This window comes from Paenibacillus antri, assembly GCF_005765165.1.
GTDB classification, from domain to species: Bacteria; Bacillota; Bacilli; order Paenibacillales; family YIM-B00363; genus Paenibacillus_AE; species Paenibacillus_AE antri.
Genome location: NZ_VCIW01000008.1, coordinates 192,455 through 209,999, shown reverse-complemented (window position 1 = coordinate 209,999; position 17,545 = coordinate 192,455). Strand labels below are relative to the sequence as shown.

Here is a 17,545-nt window from a genome sequence, read left to right as displayed (position 1 = left end):
CGGTTGCCCGGAACGTGGGTTCCGGGCAACGCCTTATGTACGCGGTTCATCATCGACAGCGAGAGGGGAGTTTCCGTGAACAGAAGAAGATTTGCGATTTGCGGCGTAAGCGGCCGGGCGCTCGGTCAGTTCGCGAAGCCGATTGCGACGACGTTCGCCGGCGGCTGCGAGCTGGTCGGCTTGCTCGATCCCGACCCCGCCCGGTTCGACCTGTTCCGCAGCCGGTTTCCGGAGCATGCCGATATCCGAACGTACGGGCCGGAGGAGTTCGACCGGATGGTCGACGAGACGAAGCCGGATTGCATCATCGTGGCGGGCCGCGACCATACGCACGCCGAATACATTATTCAGGCGCTGAACCGGGATTTGGACGCCATTACCGAGAAGCCGATGGCGACGACGGGCGAGGACAGCCGCCGCATCGTCGAAGCGGAGCGGCGGAGCAAGGGTACGGTCACGGTAACGTTCAATTACCGGTACGCGCCGATTCACACGAAAATCAAAGAGATGGTGTCGGAGGGCAAGCTCGGCCGCATCACTTCGGTCGACCTGAACTGGTATTTGGATACGTACCACGGTTCCAGTTACTTTAAGCGTTGGAATCGCGTACGGGAATTTTCGGGCGGTTTATCCGTTCATAAGAGCACGCATCACTTCGATTTGGTCAACTGGTGGATCAACCAGAAGCCGGTCGAGGCGTTCGCCTACGGAGCCCTGAACTATTATGGAGCGGACAGCGAGCTGAATCCGCGGCGCGAAGACGGACGCCACTGCGCCACCTGCGACGCAGCGGACGATTGCGCGTACTACGCGCGATGGAACGCGAGAAGCAAGCGAGCCCCCGTCCCGGACGATCATCTGGAGTCGCTGGGCGGACAGCGGTCTCCCGCGTTCCCGTATACCGGATATCGGGCGGATCAGTGCATTTTCGACTCCAGCATCGACATCGAAGACACGTATACGGCGGTCGTTCGGTACGACCATGGCGCGCTGCTCAGCTATTCGGTCAATTTCTCCCTTCCGTATGAAGGCTATCGGCTTGCGATCAACGGCACGAAGGGACGCCTCGAGACGCTGGAATATCATATGCCCGCCCGCACGCCGTTCCCGACGCCGTTGCAGACGATCGACTACTTCCCGCTGTTCGGCTCGAAGGAGACGATCCATGTCGTGCACAAGGAGGGCAGCCACGGAGGCGGCGATCCGCTGCTGCTGGAGGATTTGTTCATGGGCGAGGACGCGAGAAGGCCGTTCCGGATCCTGTCGGGGGCGGTGGACGGCGCGTATTCGGTCGCGACCGGCGAAGCGGTCTGGCGCTCGGCGAAGGAGCATCGGCCGATCCCCATCGAAGAGGTGCTCGGCGGCCTTCAGTCGGAAGAGCTGAGCCTGGCGAGGGGAGGACGAGCATGACGACGCGGAACCCGTATTTCGATCCCGAAGAAAGCATGGCGCGGCAGACGGACGGGACGTCCGTCGAGCATGTGCTGACGACGATGGCGCAGAAGTATATCGGCGACCATCCGATGCACGCACCCGTGTACCGGGTATCGCGGAAGCAGCCGATAAGGAAAGGTGAGGACCACCGATACGTCTTTCCGGGGGACGTCTTATTCCCGCCGGGGACGACCGGGAGGAAGGCGTACGCTTGGGCGAAGCTATGGAGCCCCGAAGCGCAAACCTTCCCGTTCTCCATCACCTGCCTCGGCCCGGTGAAGCTGTACCATAACGGCGAGAAGCGGTTCGGCTCGTCGAAGGACGAGGAAGGCGCCGCGGCGCAGCCGCTGCGGCTGCCCGTTCCGCTGACGAAGGGGTGGAATCACTTCGTGCTGGAGCTGGAGCGAGGCGCGGGGGCGGTCTTCGGGACGAGCAATCGGAAAAACTTTCCGTACCACTTCTTGGTTCCGTCCGTCGACCGGGACGGGGAAGAAGGCTGGCTGTATACGAGACCGACGGACGATCCGCTTCCCGGCATTCCCGCCATGTCCGTCTTGGAAGCGGCGACGGGCGCCGAGTGGCTTCCGGAGCGCGATCCTTCCGAGGAGGCAGCCGAGGGCGAAGCGCCAGGGGCGGATGTGTTCGAGGCGCGGCCGGAGCGCTTATACGGACGGCGGGACGGATACGCGGCATACGCTTGGACCGAAATCGACGGCCGGCTCGCCGACGGCGAACCGCTCGCGCTGCAGGGCACGGCGTACGGACCGATCCGAGTGCAGCTCAACGGCGTCGAGGTGCTTCGACAAAACCGTCCCGGGGACTTCCGCGTTCCGATCCGGGTCCCCGCGGGGATCGCCGACCTGGTCGTCCGGAGCGAATGCGGCTCCGGCGGCTGGGGCTTTCGGCTGACCGGGGCGTCGCTCGCCGGCAAGCTGCGGACGCCGCGCCGGGCGGCGGGGGCGAAGGAGCCGTGGCTTTACCTCGGGCCTTTCCCCGCGGCGGACGCCGTCGATATAACGGACTACCTAACGATGGACGCATTGGCGGCTCCGGAAGGGGAAGAGCCGTTCTATTGGCGGACGGCGTCGCCGGTCGGCTTCGTGCGCCCGTTCCTCGAGAACGAACGGTTCGGGAAGTGGAACTACCCGCTCGGGGTGACGCTCTACGGATTGCTCGAGACGGGGAAGACGCTGGGCCGTCCCGATATCCTCGACTACGTCGCTAGGCACGTCGAATTCGCGTCTTCCCGTTTCGCTTATTCGCTCTGGGATCGCGCGAAATTCGGCGCCGCAGGCATCAACAACCAGCTGTCCCACGTCGACAGTCTGGACGATTGCGGTTCGTTCGGCGCGCTGTCGCTGCTGGCGGATCGCGCCATCCGCCCGCTGAAGGGCGTGCGGGAAGCCGCGGCGCATATCGCGGAGTATGTGATGCATCGGCAGGACCGGCTCGAGGACGGCGCGCTGTACCGGAAGGTCGGCGTGTCGCCGAGCATGCACAATACGATGTGGTGCGACGACATGTATATGAGCGTGCCGTTCTTATGCCGATTCGCGGAAGCGTCGGGCGACCCGAGTTATGTATCCGAAGCGGCCCGCCAGCTGCTGCTGTACAAGAAATATTTGTACATGTCGGACAAGAAAATCATGTCGCATGTATACGACGTCGCCGCCGGGAAGCCGACGCTGACGCCTTGGGGCCGCGGGAACGGCTGGGTGTTTTTCTCTTTGACGGAGCTGCTGACGGTACTTCCCCGCGAACATGACGCGTACCCTGATATTCTACGATTCTATCAAGAGCTGGCCGAAGGCTATCTGGCGCTGCAAGGGGAACGGGGGCTATGGCATCAAGTGCTGACCGATCCGGAGTCGTACCCGGAAGCTTCCTGCACTTCGATGTTTCTGTACGGCTTCGCGCGCGGAGTGCGGAACGGCTGGCTCGCGCCCGAGCTGCCGTACCGGAAGGCGGCGCTGGCCGCATGGGAGGGGCTGTGCGAAGCGGCGATCGACAAGCGCGGGAACCTGTACGGCGTGTGCCGCGGTTCGAGCTTTTCCTTCTCCAACCATTATTATAAACACGAGCTTTCATGGAACCTCAACGATACGCACGGGATCGGGATCGTCATGCTGGCGGGCGTCGAAACGATGAAGTTGTTGGAAGTTTTGGGGAGCGGCCGGAAAAAGGAGCAAACGATAGGATAAGAGAGCAGCGAGGCGGAAACCGCGGGTGAGGATGCAAGAAGACGGTCGGAAGCGTTTGCAAAGCCGAAGGCGGTTCGAAGTACAATGGAAGGAACCTGCGAAAGACTGCGAGAGGTGGAACCCGAATGGTCCAGTCTTTGAAAAAATGGCTCGCCTATACGTTGACGAATACGCAAACTCGGCTGGTGCTGTTTCTGACCGTCTCCGTCTGCATCATCATCATGGGGGTCAGCGCGACGTCCTATTATACCTCCAAATCCGTGCTGCAGAGCGAGCTTAGCGAACCGCAGCACCAGATGCTGCAGATCAGCATGAACTTTATCGACGATTATATCGAAAAGGCCGATCAAATCGCGGTTTCCGTGGCGCTGCATTCCAACGTCTATACGTTCTTGACGGCGGACAATCAAAACTCTTATACCAACATTTCCGGAATTTACGAGTTTTTCTCGACGCTCATCGGCAACACCTCGTATATCGACAGCATCTATGTCTACGACACGGAGCGGGGCAGCTTCGTATCGATGCCGCAGGGCTACAGCTCCAGCAAGGTGACCTTCCCCGATTCCGAGTGGGTCGGTATCGCGGGCGAATTCGGAGACAAGAAGATGCTGGTTCGAAAGCGTTCCGTCCCCCCGGGAGCGAGCGGAGGGATTCGCAACGCCGGCTCGGAGCTTACGCTGTTCCGCAAGGTATTGATTCAAGGGGAGTTCAAGGGCATCGTAGCGATCAATCTGAAGGAAGAGGAGCTGTTCGCGAGGCTCCATCCGCCGCACCGGTCCGAGTTGGAGCGGGCGAGATTCATCGTCGATCTCGACGGCGACATCCTCTATTCCGTTTCGGGCGGCGGCTTCGATGCGACGCTGGTTCAGGACGCCGTATCGCAACCCGGCGAAGAAAGCTTGTGGGATTTCCGGCATAACGGCGTGTCCTATTTGGTGAATCGGCTCGTGTCGCCGCTGACCGGCTGGCAGTACGTGTCCTTCGTCTCTCAAGACAGCCTGCTCGCGCGGTCGAAGCATGTCCGCGACGTCGTCATGTCGGTATCGGCCGCTGCGCTCCTGCTCGGCGTGCTCACGGTCGTCTACATTCAATCCGTCGCCTTCCGACCGGTTCGGCGGATCCAGCGGCTGTTCCGGCAAAGCAACCGGGACATTCCGAACGCGGACTTGCTCCATCTGGAGCGGCTGACGACCGAGCTGCTCAGCGACCACGCGCAGCTGTCCCAGCTCATCCGTCAGACGATGCCGGAGGCGTCCTCGAAGTATCTATTCGATATCTATATGGGCAACGTCAGCAGCATTCGGGAAATGCGGGAGAAATGGAGCAGTTATTTCCAGGATTGGACGGACGAGCCGCTTACGTTCGTCGTCGTCTCGATCGACCGCTACGAGGCATGGGCTCGGCGTTACCCGAGCGCAGATCATTCGCTTCTCAAGTTTGCGATCGCGAACGTCACCGCGGAGCTGTTCTCGCCGGAATGGCGCACCGTATGCGCGGATTTCGGCAAAGACAAGCTTGCGCTGCTGCTGCAGCGAAAGCGCGCTTCGGAGCGCCGCGAGGAGGCGTGTCGGGAGGCGTGCCGGCATGCGGCGGAGGTCGTTCACCGCATGCTGGGCTTCAGCGTGTCGATGGGCGTCAGCGCGGCGCACGCCGACGCGGGCAAGCTGAAGCAGGCGATGCTGGAGGCGGATAACGCGCTCGGCTATCGGCTGTTCCGCGGTTACGAGAGCGTCATCCTCTTCGCCGATGTATCGGATCACGAGCCGTCCGCGGCGACGATGAAGGATCAGTGGTTGGACGATCTAGCCGGGGCGATCGAGGCCGGCGACGAAGCCCGCTCGGTCGCGATCGTCGAGCGCATGGCGGAAGAGCTGCGCACGGCGGCGTACTACCCCTCCGACGCGCTGAAGCTGTTGAAATCGTCAGGCGAGCGGCTTCGCCGAATCGGATTGCGCGAAGATGCGGAGGACTGGGCGGAGGAGGGGCCGTTCGAGGAGCTCCATACGCTGAGCCTGGACGATATCGCGTCGCTCTTCGCAAGCAAGGCGGCGGAACTGTCGGAGCGGTACCGCAGCTTGATGGAAAGCAAGGATTTCGTCCTCTGCTTAGGCATGGTCGAATTTATGAAGCGGCATCTCGGAGAGCCGATCGGGATTCAGGAAATCGCCGACGCGGCCGGCGTCAGCGTCAGTCTCGCCAGCCAGCTGTTCAAGCAGGAGATGGACGAGACGATCTACGGCTACTTCACGAAGCTGCGCATGGACCGCGCCGGCGAGCTGCTGGTCGAGACGGAGGATAAAATATCCGACATCGCCCTGAAGGTCGGGTATCAGCATGAGAACAGCTTTATTCGGGTGTTCCGCAAATATAAAAACATTACGCCGGGCAAGTACCGCGAGATGATGAAGTTCAGAAGCGAAGCGGCGAATGTCGAGTTGCGAGGGAGAGATGAACTTGAATCGAAAGGAAATCGTGTCGCGCCATAATCCGGTGCTGACGAAGCCGGAGCCGCTCGCCCCGCTGTCGATCGGGAACGGGCGATTCGGCTTCAGCGTCGACGCGACGGGACTTCAAACGTTCTATGACGATTACGAGACGCCGCTCGGCACGCAGTCGAACTGGGGATGGCATTACACCGGGGGGCGAGGCGTCTATTCGGAGAAGGATATCGCGTATCAGACGTACGAGACTTACGGCCGCAAGGTCGGCTACCCGATGAAGCCCGAGGACAAAGCCGAAGCGTACCATTGGCTGCGGCAAAATCCGCATCGTCTGCAATTGGGGCGGATCGCGTTCCGCTTGCTTCGCGAGGACGGTTCGGAAGCGCGTCTCTCCGAGCTGGAGCGGCTTCGGCAGGAACTGGATTTATGGACCGGGATCGTCCGAAGCGAGTTCGTCTTCGATGGCCGGCCGGTCGACGTCGTCACCAGCTGCCACGGGGAACAGGACGCCGTCGGCGTTCGCGTCTCGTCCCCCTTGATCGCCGAAAACCGGCTGCAGCTGTTCGTCCGCTTCCCCGCCCCCGATATGACGAATACCGCATGGGCGAAGTCGGTGTTCCCGGATTGGGGGAACGACGACAGGCATCGGACGGAGGCGGACGCCGAGACGGCGACGTCCGTCGTGCTGCGCCGGACGATGGACGACGACGGCTACCGCGTCCGCTTGGAGTGGACGGCGGGTGCGCTCGAACGCACCGGCGCGCACGAATTTACGCTGCGGGGGGCGACGGGCGCGGACCGGCTGGAGTGCACGATCGGCTTCGCTCCGGGCGACCCGGCGCGGACATCGGCGGCGGAGGCGGAGTCGTCGAGCGCCGAGCGTTGGTCGACGTTCTGGGAAAGCGGCGGCGCGGTCGATTTGTCCGGCTCCGCCGACGAGCGGGCACGCGAGCTGGAGCGGAGAGTCGTGCTGTCGCAATATTTGACGGCGATTCACAGCGCCGGTACGATGCCGCCGCAGGAGACGGGGCTGATGTACAACAGCTGGTTCGGGAAGATGCACCTGGAGATGCATTGGTGGCACGCGGCTCATTTTCCGCTTTGGGGCCGGGCGTCCCTGCTTAAGAACAGTATGGACTGGTACAACTCGATCCTGCCGCTGGCGAAAGAGCTGGCGGCCTCCCAAGGCTACGAAGGCGCACGCTGGCCGAAGATGGTCGGCTTCGACGGCGCGCAGAGCCCTTCCCCCGTGGCGCCGGGACTCATCTGGCAGCAGCCGCATCCGATGACGCTGGCGGAGCTGATCTACCGCGTCGAGCCGGACCGCAAGACGTTGGAGCGATATGCGGACCTCGTATTTCAATCCGCGGATTTTATGGTGTCCTACGCGCATTGGAACGAAGAGCGGAAGTCGTTCGATCTGGGGCCGCCGCTCATTCCTGCGCAGGAATGCCACTCCTTGCACGAAAGCATGAATCCGCCGTACGAAGTGGAGTATTGGAAGTACGGGCTGGAGATCGCGTTGCGTTGGGCGGAGCGTCTGCAGGTACGGGCGAATCCGGCTTGGGCGAAGGTGGCGGGCGCGATGGCTCCTCTTCCGCAGCGGAACGGCGTCTATCTTGCGCACGAGCGGTGTCCGGACACCTTCACGCTGAAAAACCGCGACCATCCGTCCATGGTCGGCGCGCTCGGTCTGTTGCCGGGTACGCTCGTCGACAAGGACGTCATGCGGAACACGCTGCGGAAGGTGCAGACCGATTGGCAATGGGAATCCGCCTGGGGCTGGGACTTCCCGATGTGCGCCATGACGGCCGCGCGGCTCGGCGACGCGGAGACCGCGGTCGACTTCCTGTTGATGGAAGCCACGAAGAACACGTACCTGTCCAATGGGCATAACTATCAGCGGCCTGGGCTTACCGCCTATTTGCCGGGGAACGGGGGACTGCTGACCGCCGTCGCCATGATGGCCTGCGGCTGGGACGGCGCGGAAACCGGAGGAGATTGCCCAGGCTTCCCGCGGAACGGACGCTGGTCCGTGCGGTGGGAAGGGCTGCATCCGATTCTTTAAAGCGATGGAGGGGAACTGAATGGGGAAGGGACGTATATGGCCGGCGGAGTGGAAGACGTATACGGATCGGTTGACGGGCGTCGAGGTGCTCCAGCTGACCGATTATAAGACGCACAGCCATCATTTATATTTTACGGAAGACGGTTGGTATGACGGCGACCGGAAGCTGTTGTTCGTCTCGGATCGGAACAACAGTACGAATTTGTTCAGTCTGAATCTGGACGACGGGGCGATCAAGCAGCTTACCGACGTTCCGGACAACGATTACTTGGACGCATGTTTGCGTCCCCAAGGGGATGTCGCCTTCGTCAAAACTCGGAAGACGATTTCCCGGCTGTCGCTGGATACGCTGGAGGAGAGGCCGCTGTACGCCGCCCCCGAAGGGTTTAATATAGGAAACTTAAGCTGCACGGCGGACGGAAAGTTCGTGATGACGTGCATTCAAGAGGACTTGTCCCATCGGATCCGGCTCGACCTCGGCAACGGGTATGTCGGGCATCGCGAACTGATGGAGGCGGCGCCGCTCAGCCGCATCATCCGCGTAGACGCCTCGAGCGGCGAGGCGGAGGTCATCTACGAAGCGAACCGCTTCATAACGCATATTAATGCGTCGACGACGCTTCCTTGGCTCATCACCTTCTGCCACGAAGGGCCGTGGCATCTGGTCGATCATCGCATATGGGGTCTCGATTTGCGGAACGGCGGGGCGTGGAAAATTCGGGAGCGGCTCGAGCCCTCGGAGAAAGTCGGGCACGAATTTTTCTTCCCGGACGGCGAGACGATCGGGTATCACGGCTTCCGCGCGGACGGCACGAACTTCTTCGGACGGATCCGATACGACAATACGGCCATGAAGGAGACGGATTTCGGCTTCGACACGTGGCATTCGCATGCGGACGGCTACGGCCAGGCCGTCGTCGACGGCAAGGGGAACGTAAAGACGTTATGCGTCTGGAGAGAGACGGACGGCCCTCGCGTGCTGTGCGAGCTGCGCTGCAGCTTCCATTCCCAGAAGGTGCATGCGCATCCGCGCTTTACGCGGGACGGGAAGAAGCTGCTGTTTACGAGCGATAAGAACGGGTATGCGAATCTGTACCTCGTAAAGCTTCCGGAAGCGTTCGACACGCTGCCGATGCTTGAGCTGCCATAGTCCGGAAAACAGAGAAGCGCGAAGGAGGCGGAAAACGATGACGGAAACGGCGGTCAAACCAGCGCGATGGTCGGTGAAAATCGCGGATTCGATACTCGCGGCTTGCGTCGACGGCGTTCATCCGAAGATGGGCAACAAGTGGGGGTACGTCTCCGGGATGGCGCTGATGGCGCTCGATCGGTTGACGGATCATACGGGCGAAGCGGCCTACCGCGAAGCGATGCGCCGGCACATGGACCTGTTCGTGCAGGAGGATGGCTCCATACGTACGTACATCCTGGAAGACTACAATCTAGACCATATCAATCAAGGGAAAAACTTGTTTTCCTTACTGAGGCGGACCGGAGACGAAAAGTACGCGAAGGCCGCTGAGCGGCTTGCCGTGCAGCTGATCGGTCAGCCGAGGACGAGCGAAGGCGGCTTCTGGCACAAGAAGATTTACCCGTTCCAGATGTGGCTCGACGGCGTCTATATGTCGTCTCCGTTCCTGGCGGAGTACGCGAAGACGTTCGGGGAGCCGCGGTTTTTCGACGACGTCGCGAACCAAATTGCGCTGATCGAACGCAAGACGCGCAATCCCGACACCGGTTTGCTGCACCACGCATGGGATGAAAGCCGGGAGCAGCGGTGGTGCGATCGGGATACCGGACGCTCGCTTCACGTCTGGGGCCGGGCGATGGGCTGGTACGCGATGGCGGTCGTCGACGCGCTCGAGCACTTCCCGCTCGATCATCCGCAGCGCGGGCAGATCATGGGCATCTTCCATCGGATGGCTCACGCGATCCGGCACGCGCAGGATTACGAGAGCGGGCTGTGGTATCAGGTGATGGATCGGAACGGCCGGGAAGGCAACTACCTGGAGGCGTCCGCCTCGTGTATGCTTACGTACGCGCTGGCCAAGGGCATTCGCTTGAACTATGTCGCGGAGCTCGATTCGAGCGTAGTGCACCGCGCCTTCGAGGGCATCCTGCAGCGGTTCGTCACCGAGGACGAACAGGGCGTCCGCCTGCATCGGATTTGCCACGGCGCCGGCCTCGGCGGCAACGGCAAGTATCGCGACGGTTCTTACGAATATTACTTGAGCGAGCAGATCGTCAGCGACGCGCTGATGGGCGTCGCTCCGTTCCTTCTGGCGAGCATGGAGATGGAGAAGCTGAAAGAAGAAGAGAGCCGGCGGGAGTAGCCGGCTTCTTCTTTTTCCAAGGGAGGACCTCTGCATGAAGATGCATCTGAAATACCCGGCGTCCTGGTGGCGGAATGTGTGGCGCGAGGCGTTGCCTTCCGGGAACGGCACGCTCGGAGCTTCCGTATATGGCGCCGTGCAGGAGGAAACCGTCGTCGTCAATCACGCGGACCTGTGGCATTGGGGTCGCAAGGACGAGCTGCCGGACGTTCGGTTTCATCTGTCGGAGACGAGAAGGCTGATGGACGAAAACCGGTTTCTCGAGGCTAGCTGGCTGCTGGCGAACGCGCTCAAGGAGCGCGGATATAAGACGAGTTTGGCTTCCCGGTTTCCGCTCGCGGCCATCCGGCTGCGGATGCCGTGCGCGCATCCTTTCCGCAAGTATGAACGATCGCTTCGGATGGATACCGGGGAAGTCGAGGTCGGCTGGAACGACGGAGAGACGCGGTATACGCGGACGCTGTTCGTCTCGCGCGCGGACGACTGCATCGCGTACGAGATTCGGGCGGACGCGCCTTCGGCCGTGAGCGGCGACATCGCGCTGCGGCTGCATCCGAGCGACCGCTGGCAGAACGAACCGGAGTTTCAGGAGCTGGAGCGGTCCGCGACGGTGCGGACGGAGATGGGGGAGGGCGGCGCTTACGTCTTGTACGGGGCCCGCAACGACGACGGAACGGATTTCGGAGCCGTGCTGCGGTTCATTCCGGAGGGAGGCCGCATTGCGGAGGGACCGGAGGGCCTGCGGTTCGAGGGCGCGGATCGCGCGCTGGCGCTCGTAAAGACGTTCGTGTCTTGCGAGGACCGCGAACGGGAATGGTCTCGACTGAAGGCGGAATTGTCCGGCGTCTCCCTCAGCTACGAGGAACTGCTGGCGCGGCATGTCCGGCTGCATGAACCGCTTTTCCGTTCCGCCGCGTTGGAGCTGAATGACGCCGAAGACGACGCGCGTTCTAACGAGCAGCTGCTGCTCGAAGCTTACGACGGGGAGGCGCCGGCGGCGCTCGCGCAGAAGCTGTGGGCGTTCGGGCGGTATTTGTTTATCTGCGGCGCCGGTCCGAACGATCAGCCGTTCGGCTTATACGGGCTGTGGGGCGGCGATTATCGGCTCGTCTGGTGCCACAACATGGCGAACGAGAACGTGCAGATGATGTATTGGCATGCTCACGTCGGGGGCTTAGGCGGGCTGACGGAATCGTTGTACCGGTATTACTCCAATTTAATGGAAGATTTCCGCGCGAACGCTCGAAAGCTGTACGGCTGCGGCGGCATCTATATCCCGGCCGGGTCCACGCCGGGCATCGGCGTTCCGAACCAAATCGTTCCCGTCATTCTGAATTGGACGGGGGCGGCCGCCTGGCTATCCAGTCATTTCTACAAGCATTACGCCTTCACGGGAGACGAGCGGTTCCTGAAGGAAACGGCGTGGCCGTTCATGAAAGAGGCTGCAGCGTTCTACGAGGATTTCCTCGTCGAAGGGGAGAACGGATTTTACAAAATGTACCCTTCCGTCTCCCCGGAAAATACGCCGTCTAATTTTATGCCCAAGGACGGGAAAGCGTTGGCCCATCCGATGCCGACCGCGGTAAATGCGACGATGGATTTCGCGCTGCTGAAGGAGCTGCTTACGTCGTTGCTCGAAGCGGGGCGCGTCGTCGGCTGCGGAGCGGAGGAACTGGAGAAGTGGAGTCGCATGCTCGAGCGGATTCCGCCGTATCAAGTCAACGAAGACGGTGCGGTGCGGGAGTGGATGGACGAGACGTTCGACGATCGGTACGATCATCGCCACCTGTCGCATCTGTATCCGGTGTTCCCGGGACATGAGGTGCAGCGGGAGGAGTCGCCCGAGCTGTTCGCCGCGTTCGACCGGGCGGTCCGGCTGCGCAACCTAGGGGCTCAGAGCGGATGGTCGCTCTCGCATATGGCGTCGGTCTACGCCCGGCTCGGGGACGGCGACGGCGCGCTCGAGAGCTTGAACGCGCTGGCCCGTTCCTGCCTGCTGCCGAACCTGTTTACGCTGCACAACGATTGGCGCAATATGGGAATTTGCATGGACATGCCGTCCGCTCCGATTCAGCTCGACGCCAATCTAGGCTGGGTGAATGCGGTACAGGAGATGCTGCTGTACGTGTCTCCTGCGCTCGTGAAGCTGCTGCCGGCACTGCCGTCCGCGTGGAGGCGCGGCCGATTGGAAGGCTGGCGCTTCTGCGCCGGCGCCGTGTCGATGGAGTGGGACGTCGACGGCGGCCGGTTCGCCGCCGAGCTGCGCGCGGACCGGGCGGCGGAGCTGACGCTGCGGCTGCCGGAACGGTTCGGTTCGCTAGCGCTGTCGGACGACGGAACGCCGCACTCGTTCGAGGAAGAGGAGGCGGGCCGCCGCTTCCGCCTTCGCCTGCGAGCCGGTTCGGTCGTAACGATTCGAAACCGGAAGTAGCGCCGATCCGGGAAGCCAAACCGATCCTCCGGCGAATGAACAAATCCGCGATCCCGATATTGTAGACGACGTGTAACATCCGACGATTGAAGCCGCCGCCGCCGCATCGTAACATGGCAGTTGCAATCGCGGCGCATACAGGGAAAGGAGGCGAGTGATGAACGGAAAGATGAAACGGTCGGGACATCTGATATGTAAGCGATTGCAAATTCATCTAATTCGTAGTTCGGAGGGACGTTATGAGAAGATGGTTTGCGCTTTTGTTATGTGCGGTGATCGGTCTGTCCTTGCTTCAACCGATGCCTGCCGCGAAGGCGGCGGGCTATGACGCGCTGCCCGCGTTCCCTGGGGCGGAGGGCTTCGGCTACGCCGCCGCCGGCGGGCGGGGCGGCGAGGTGTACCATGTCACCAGCTACGAGCTGACCGGCCCGGGAACGTTCCACGACGCCATCATGACGGCCGGGGCTGCGCCGCGAACGATCGTATTCGATATATCCGGCGAAATCACGATTCCTCAAATCGTGGCGAGGAACAAATCCAAGATTACGATCGCGGGCCAGACCGCGCCGGGAGACGGCGTGACGATCCGGGGCAACAACATCCGGTTTATCGACTGCAGCGATATCGTCATTCGGTATATGCGCTTCCGCTTAGGGGTGCAGGACTTTAACGACGACACGATGTATTTCGAGGACTGCCGGAACGTCATCATCGATCATTCCTCCTTCTCCTGGGGAACCGACGAGGTGCTGTCCATCAAGAGCAAGGATTACGACAATCCGAGATCGAAAAACATTACCGTGCAGTGGTCGATCATTTCCGAAGGGCTGCTGACCCACTCGATGGGCGGACTGATCGAGATGAACACGATCACGATGCACCATAATCTGTATGCCCACAACAACGACCGCAATCCGAAAACGAAAGGCCAAATCGACTTCGTCAATAACATCGTCTATAACTGGGGCGGGTTCCCGTACGTGGCCGGCGGCGAATCCGGGACGAAGGGCTACGGCAACGTCGTCGGCAACTATTTCATCGCGGGACTGAATTCCGCCGATCCCGAGTATGCCGTGGTACGCGGGAACGAGAATTACAGCCTGTTCCTCGAGAACAATCGCATCGACAGCAACAAGAACGGGGTGCTGGACGGAACCGATACGGGCAGCGGCATGATGGAGGCCGAGAGACCGAGCGTGCTCGTTCCCGAGCGGTTCGAGTATCCTCCGGTTCATACGGAGGAGCCGGAGGACGCGTATGCGAACATCCTGGATTACTCCGGCGCATCGATCGCGCGCGACGCGGTCGACGCTCGCGTCATCGACGGCGTGCGGAACCAAACCGGGGTCATCATCGGGGACGAAGACGACGTCGGCGGCTTCCCGACGTTGGCCCGGGAGACGGCGCCCGCGGACACGGACCGGGACGGCATGCCGGATGCGTGGGAGACGGCGCAGGGGCTGGATCCGGCCGACCCGGAGGACCGCAACGGCGACCGGAACGGCGACGGGTATACGAACCTCGAGGATTACTTGAACGAATTGGCGGCGCCTGGCTTCCCGGAAGGGTACCCGATGGTTCCGCCGTCTTGGACCGGCACGCCGTTCGAGCCGCCGGTCGTGCCGCCGCCGGCGCCGGAAGAGCCGGAGCCTGCGCCCGGCTTGGACGGGGAGGCGATCCGGAACGTGATCGTCAACGATAACGGCAGCAACGGAGCCGTCAACGCCGCCGCTTGGTCGGTGCAGGACAATCTTCAAGTCGGCGATTATGTCGCCGGAGACCGCCTGACCGGCAGCAAGGTTTATAAATTCGTAACCGTTCCGGACGACGTGGCGGGCTCGGAATGGATCCGGACGGCGGTCGGGTCCAGAAGCGCTTCCAGCGAGGACTTGGTTTCGTTCTATACAGCCGCCGACGCGGACGTATACGTCGCGCACGACTCGAGAATTACGACGAAGCCCCAGTGGTTGGCTTCCTCGTACGAGAATACGGGACTCGTCGTAACGGACGACCAACCGGTGACCTACCAGCTGTATAAGAAGACTTATCCGGCAGGATCGCATGTCGTCCTGGGGGCGAACGGAAATACGTCCCGCATGAACTATTTCGTCATCGTAAAGCGGACGGAGCCGAACGCGGCGCCTCCCGCCGCATCGCCTTCGGACTTGGCGGGAGCTCTCTCGGAAGGTCCGGCGGCGTCGCTGACGTGGTCTCCGGTCGGCGAGGCGGACGCTTATTTGATTTACCGCTCGTCCACCTTCGATCCGTACTTTAAGGTCGTCGGGAGTTCCGAGTCCGCGGCGTTCGCGGACGGGGCCGTCGATCTCGGGGTGACGTACCGATATCGGGTGTCCGCCGTCAACGCGGGCGGCGAATCCCCGCCGGCCGGCGACGCGGAAGTGCTCGCCTACGACGCTTCGCAGCCGAAGCCTCCGGCGCCTTCGGGCCTTGCGGTTACGGCGGCGAGAAGCCTCTCCGTCGAGCTCGCTTGGACGCCTGACGAGAACGCGGTCGGCTACGGAGTGTACCGGGCGACCGAGCCGGAAGGCCCGTACGCGAAGATCGGGTATACTCGCGCCGAGACATATACGGATCGGACCGTAAGCCCGTCGACGACGTACTATTACCAAGTATCGTCGACGACGACCGGCGGCGAATCCCCGCCGTCCGGAAGCGTCACAGCGACGACGAAGCCGCCGGTCGCGATGCCGGAGGCGCCCGCAGGACTGTCCGCCGGCAAGGTATCCACGTCCGAATTCGAGCTGACGTGGAATGAGGTCGACGGCGCCGAAAGCTACAACGTCTATCGGAAAGGGTACAGCGATAACGGCTTTGCCTTGTTGGCCGGGACCGAGTCGCCGGAATTCGCGGACGACGGAGTGAGCGCTGGACAATCCGGGTACAGTTACCGGGTGACGGCCGTGAACGAGGTCGGCGAATCGGCGCCGTCCGAAGCGCTCTCCGTCGAGATGCCGCTGCCCGCGGCGCCGTCGAATCTGTTCGCAGGGCTGACGGGCGAAACGTTCGTCGGACTCATCTGGACGTCCCACGGCGGAGCGACGCAATATAACGTCTACCGTTCGACCGGCGGCGAACCGGCGGTGAACGTAGGGTATGCGAAGGTGGATACGTTCTACGACCGCACCGCGGAGCCGGGAGTCGAGTACACGTATTATCTGAAAGCGCAAAACGCGGCCGGCGAATCGGAAGCGTCCAACGCGGTCACGGTGAAGACGCGGACCACACCGACGGACACTACGCCGCCGGTTACGACGGCCGACGCCGCGTCCGGCTGGCAAAATACGGCCCAAGTCGTCACTTTGACCGCCGTCGACGCCGAGGGGGCCGAGACGACGACCTATTACAGCGTGGACGATGCGCCGTTCGTCTCGGGCAATCGGGTCGAAATCGACGCGGAAGGCGTCCATACGCTGCGTTATTACAGCGTGGACGAGGCGGGGAACGAGGAAGCCGTCCGATCGGCGACGGTAAGCATCGATCGGACCGGTCCAGGCGTCGAACCTGCCGTGACCACCGCGGTGTACCGCCATGAAGCCGTCCGAATTCCGTTCGACATTACGGATGCGCTCAGCGGCTTGACCGATACGAAAGCGATGCTGGACGGGACCGAGGTCGGCCTGCCGATCGAAGCGGCGCCTTATGCTTTATCGGTCGGAGATCATGAGATCGCGATTATAGCAACGGATGCGGCCGGCAACGTTACGGAGCGGCAATTCGTCTTGAAGGTCGAGACGGATATCAGTCTCCTTGACGAAGCGCTGCAAGCGGCATACGAGCAAGGGTGGATTTCAAATCGGGGCGTACTCAACAGCTTGCTTGCAAAGGCGGCCGGTCTTCAAGACGAAGACGACGCCGAGAAGCTTCGCAACGGGTTGAACGCGCTTGAACGCGAGGTGTCCGCGCTGGCCGGCAAGCAGCTGGATGCGACGTTCGCGGAACATTTTCTAACGGATCTTGGGGGATTGAAACAATAGATTCATTGTAATGGACTGCTCTCCGGCGCCGCCGCCGCGGGAGCAGTTCTCTTTCGTCGATGCTCCGCGATTGTGCATGGGAAGGGCTAAAGCAAAGAGAAGTTATCTGGATCGTCTGATGCTCTTCTTGATGCGTTGAAACGCCCTCCACCTACGATCGATCATTCCATGCCAGTTAAAGAAAAGTGTGCTTCTAGGAGCCCAACGAATTTGACCGAAATCCATATCGCTATAAACCTCCGCTCCGATGGCATGAACGGCATCATGAAGAGACGATGTCAGCAAAAATATGCCGAGCTCATCGGAGGATTCGAACGACGCTAGATTTCTAGTGATACGATTTTCAGCCTCTTGTAGTCTGCTGGTCCATCCTGGATGCGTCTTTATTTCGACGGGGATCGAAGACCAAGGTTCTACGCTTTTCGGGTTTAATCCTTGGGCGTTATACCATCGTAAAGATTTCCGTAAGAAGTTACGATGAAATCGAAGGAATTCGATACCGTCCCCAGGACGTAAATTCATGTTCATATTGCTATGCCATAAAAAATGCTCATCAAGAAGCGATTGCGGGTAATTCGGTATCCTCGCCATATGTTCTCACCTTTTTTAATTCAGTTATATTCAAGGATCGGGAGAGTT

9 protein-coding genes are annotated in these 17,545 nt (G+C 61.4%); 8 read left to right on the top strand and 1 reads right to left on the bottom strand.

Translation table 11 applies throughout. From position 1 onward, the window contains the following. The first annotated feature begins 75 nt into the window (after nt 1-75). The 8 genes from FE782_RS14370 to FE782_RS14335 all read left to right on the top strand — a co-directional run bounded on the left by FE782_RS14370 (nt 76) and on the right by FE782_RS14335 (nt 16,906). The gene (locus FE782_RS14370; RefSeq protein ID WP_138194905.1) at nt 76-1,410 is read left to right on the top strand and encodes a Gfo/Idh/MocA family protein; all 1,335 of its coding nucleotides are present in this window, start codon (nt 76-78) and stop codon (nt 1,408-1,410) included. Next, nucleotides 1,407-3,635 (top strand): glycoside hydrolase family 88/105 protein, encoded by a 2,229-nt coding sequence (locus FE782_RS14365; protein ID WP_138194904.1) that lies wholly within the window; start codon nt 1,407-1,409, stop codon nt 3,633-3,635. Before FE782_RS14370 ends, FE782_RS14365 begins: the two co-directional genes overlap by 4 nt. 125 nt (nt 3,636-3,760) lie before the next feature. After that, entirely contained in the window at nt 3,761-6,124 is a 2,364-nt protein-coding gene (locus tag FE782_RS14360; protein ID WP_138194903.1) for an AraC family transcriptional regulator, read from the top strand. Further along, entirely contained in the window at nt 6,087-8,147 is a 2,061-nt protein-coding gene (locus FE782_RS14355; protein WP_138194902.1) for a glycoside hydrolase family 65 protein, read from the top strand. The genes FE782_RS14360 and FE782_RS14355 overlap by 38 nt, the downstream gene beginning before the upstream one ends. Before the next feature lie 19 nt (nt 8,148-8,166). After that, entirely contained in the window at nt 8,167-9,297 is a 1,131-nt protein-coding gene (locus FE782_RS14350; RefSeq protein ID WP_138194901.1) for an oligogalacturonate lyase family protein, read from the top strand. Nucleotides 9,298-9,334: 37 nt separating this feature from the next. Continuing rightward, entirely contained in the window at nt 9,335-10,480 is a 1,146-nt protein-coding gene (locus FE782_RS14345; protein WP_138194900.1) for a glycoside hydrolase family 88/105 protein, read from the top strand. 34 nt (nt 10,481-10,514) lie between these two features. Further along, nucleotides 10,515-12,911: a glycosyl hydrolase family 95 catalytic domain-containing protein gene (locus tag FE782_RS14340; protein ID WP_138194899.1), complete on the top strand. Its 2,397-nt coding sequence runs from the start codon at nt 10,515-10,517 to the stop codon at nt 12,909-12,911. Nucleotides 12,912-13,150: 239 nt separating this feature from the next. Further along, on the top strand, nt 13,151-16,906 hold the full coding sequence (locus FE782_RS14335) for an OmpL47-type beta-barrel domain-containing protein (RefSeq protein WP_202914535.1): 3,756 nt from the start codon (nt 13,151-13,153) through the stop codon (nt 16,904-16,906). Nucleotides 16,907-17,008: 102 nt separating this feature from the next. Here the strand turns inward: FE782_RS14335 and FE782_RS14330 are convergent, their stop codons facing one another. After that, nucleotides 17,009-17,428, bottom strand: coding sequence for a tyrosinase family protein (locus FE782_RS14330; protein ID WP_238392493.1), 420 nt, complete (start codon nt 17,426-17,428; stop codon nt 17,009-17,011). Nucleotides 17,429-17,545: the final 117 nt, after the last annotated feature.

Bases quoted from the DNA above. Each gene is read 5' to 3' on its own strand.
- FE782_RS14350 (WP_138194901.1), top strand. From the start codon at position 8,167: ATGGGGAAGGGACGTATATGGCCGGCGGAGTGGAAGACGTATACGGAT.
- FE782_RS14365 (WP_138194904.1), top strand. From the start codon at position 1,407: ATGACGACGCGGAACCCGTATTTCGATCCCGAAGAAAGCATGGCGCGG.
- FE782_RS14345 (WP_138194900.1), top strand. From the start codon at position 9,335: ATGACGGAAACGGCGGTCAAACCAGCGCGATGGTCGGTGAAAATCGCG.
- FE782_RS14340 (WP_138194899.1), top strand. From the start codon at position 10,515: ATGAAGATGCATCTGAAATACCCGGCGTCCTGGTGGCGGAATGTGTGG.
- FE782_RS14335 (WP_202914535.1), top strand. From the start codon at position 13,151: ATGAGAAGATGGTTTGCGCTTTTGTTATGTGCGGTGATCGGTCTGTCC.
- FE782_RS14355 (WP_138194902.1), top strand. From the start codon at position 6,087: ATGAACTTGAATCGAAAGGAAATCGTGTCGCGCCATAATCCGGTGCTG.
- FE782_RS14330 (WP_238392493.1), bottom strand. From the start codon at position 17,428: ATGAATTTACGTCCTGGGGACGGTATCGAATTCCTTCGATTTCATCGT.
- FE782_RS14360 (WP_138194903.1), top strand. From the start codon at position 3,761: ATGGTCCAGTCTTTGAAAAAATGGCTCGCCTATACGTTGACGAATACG.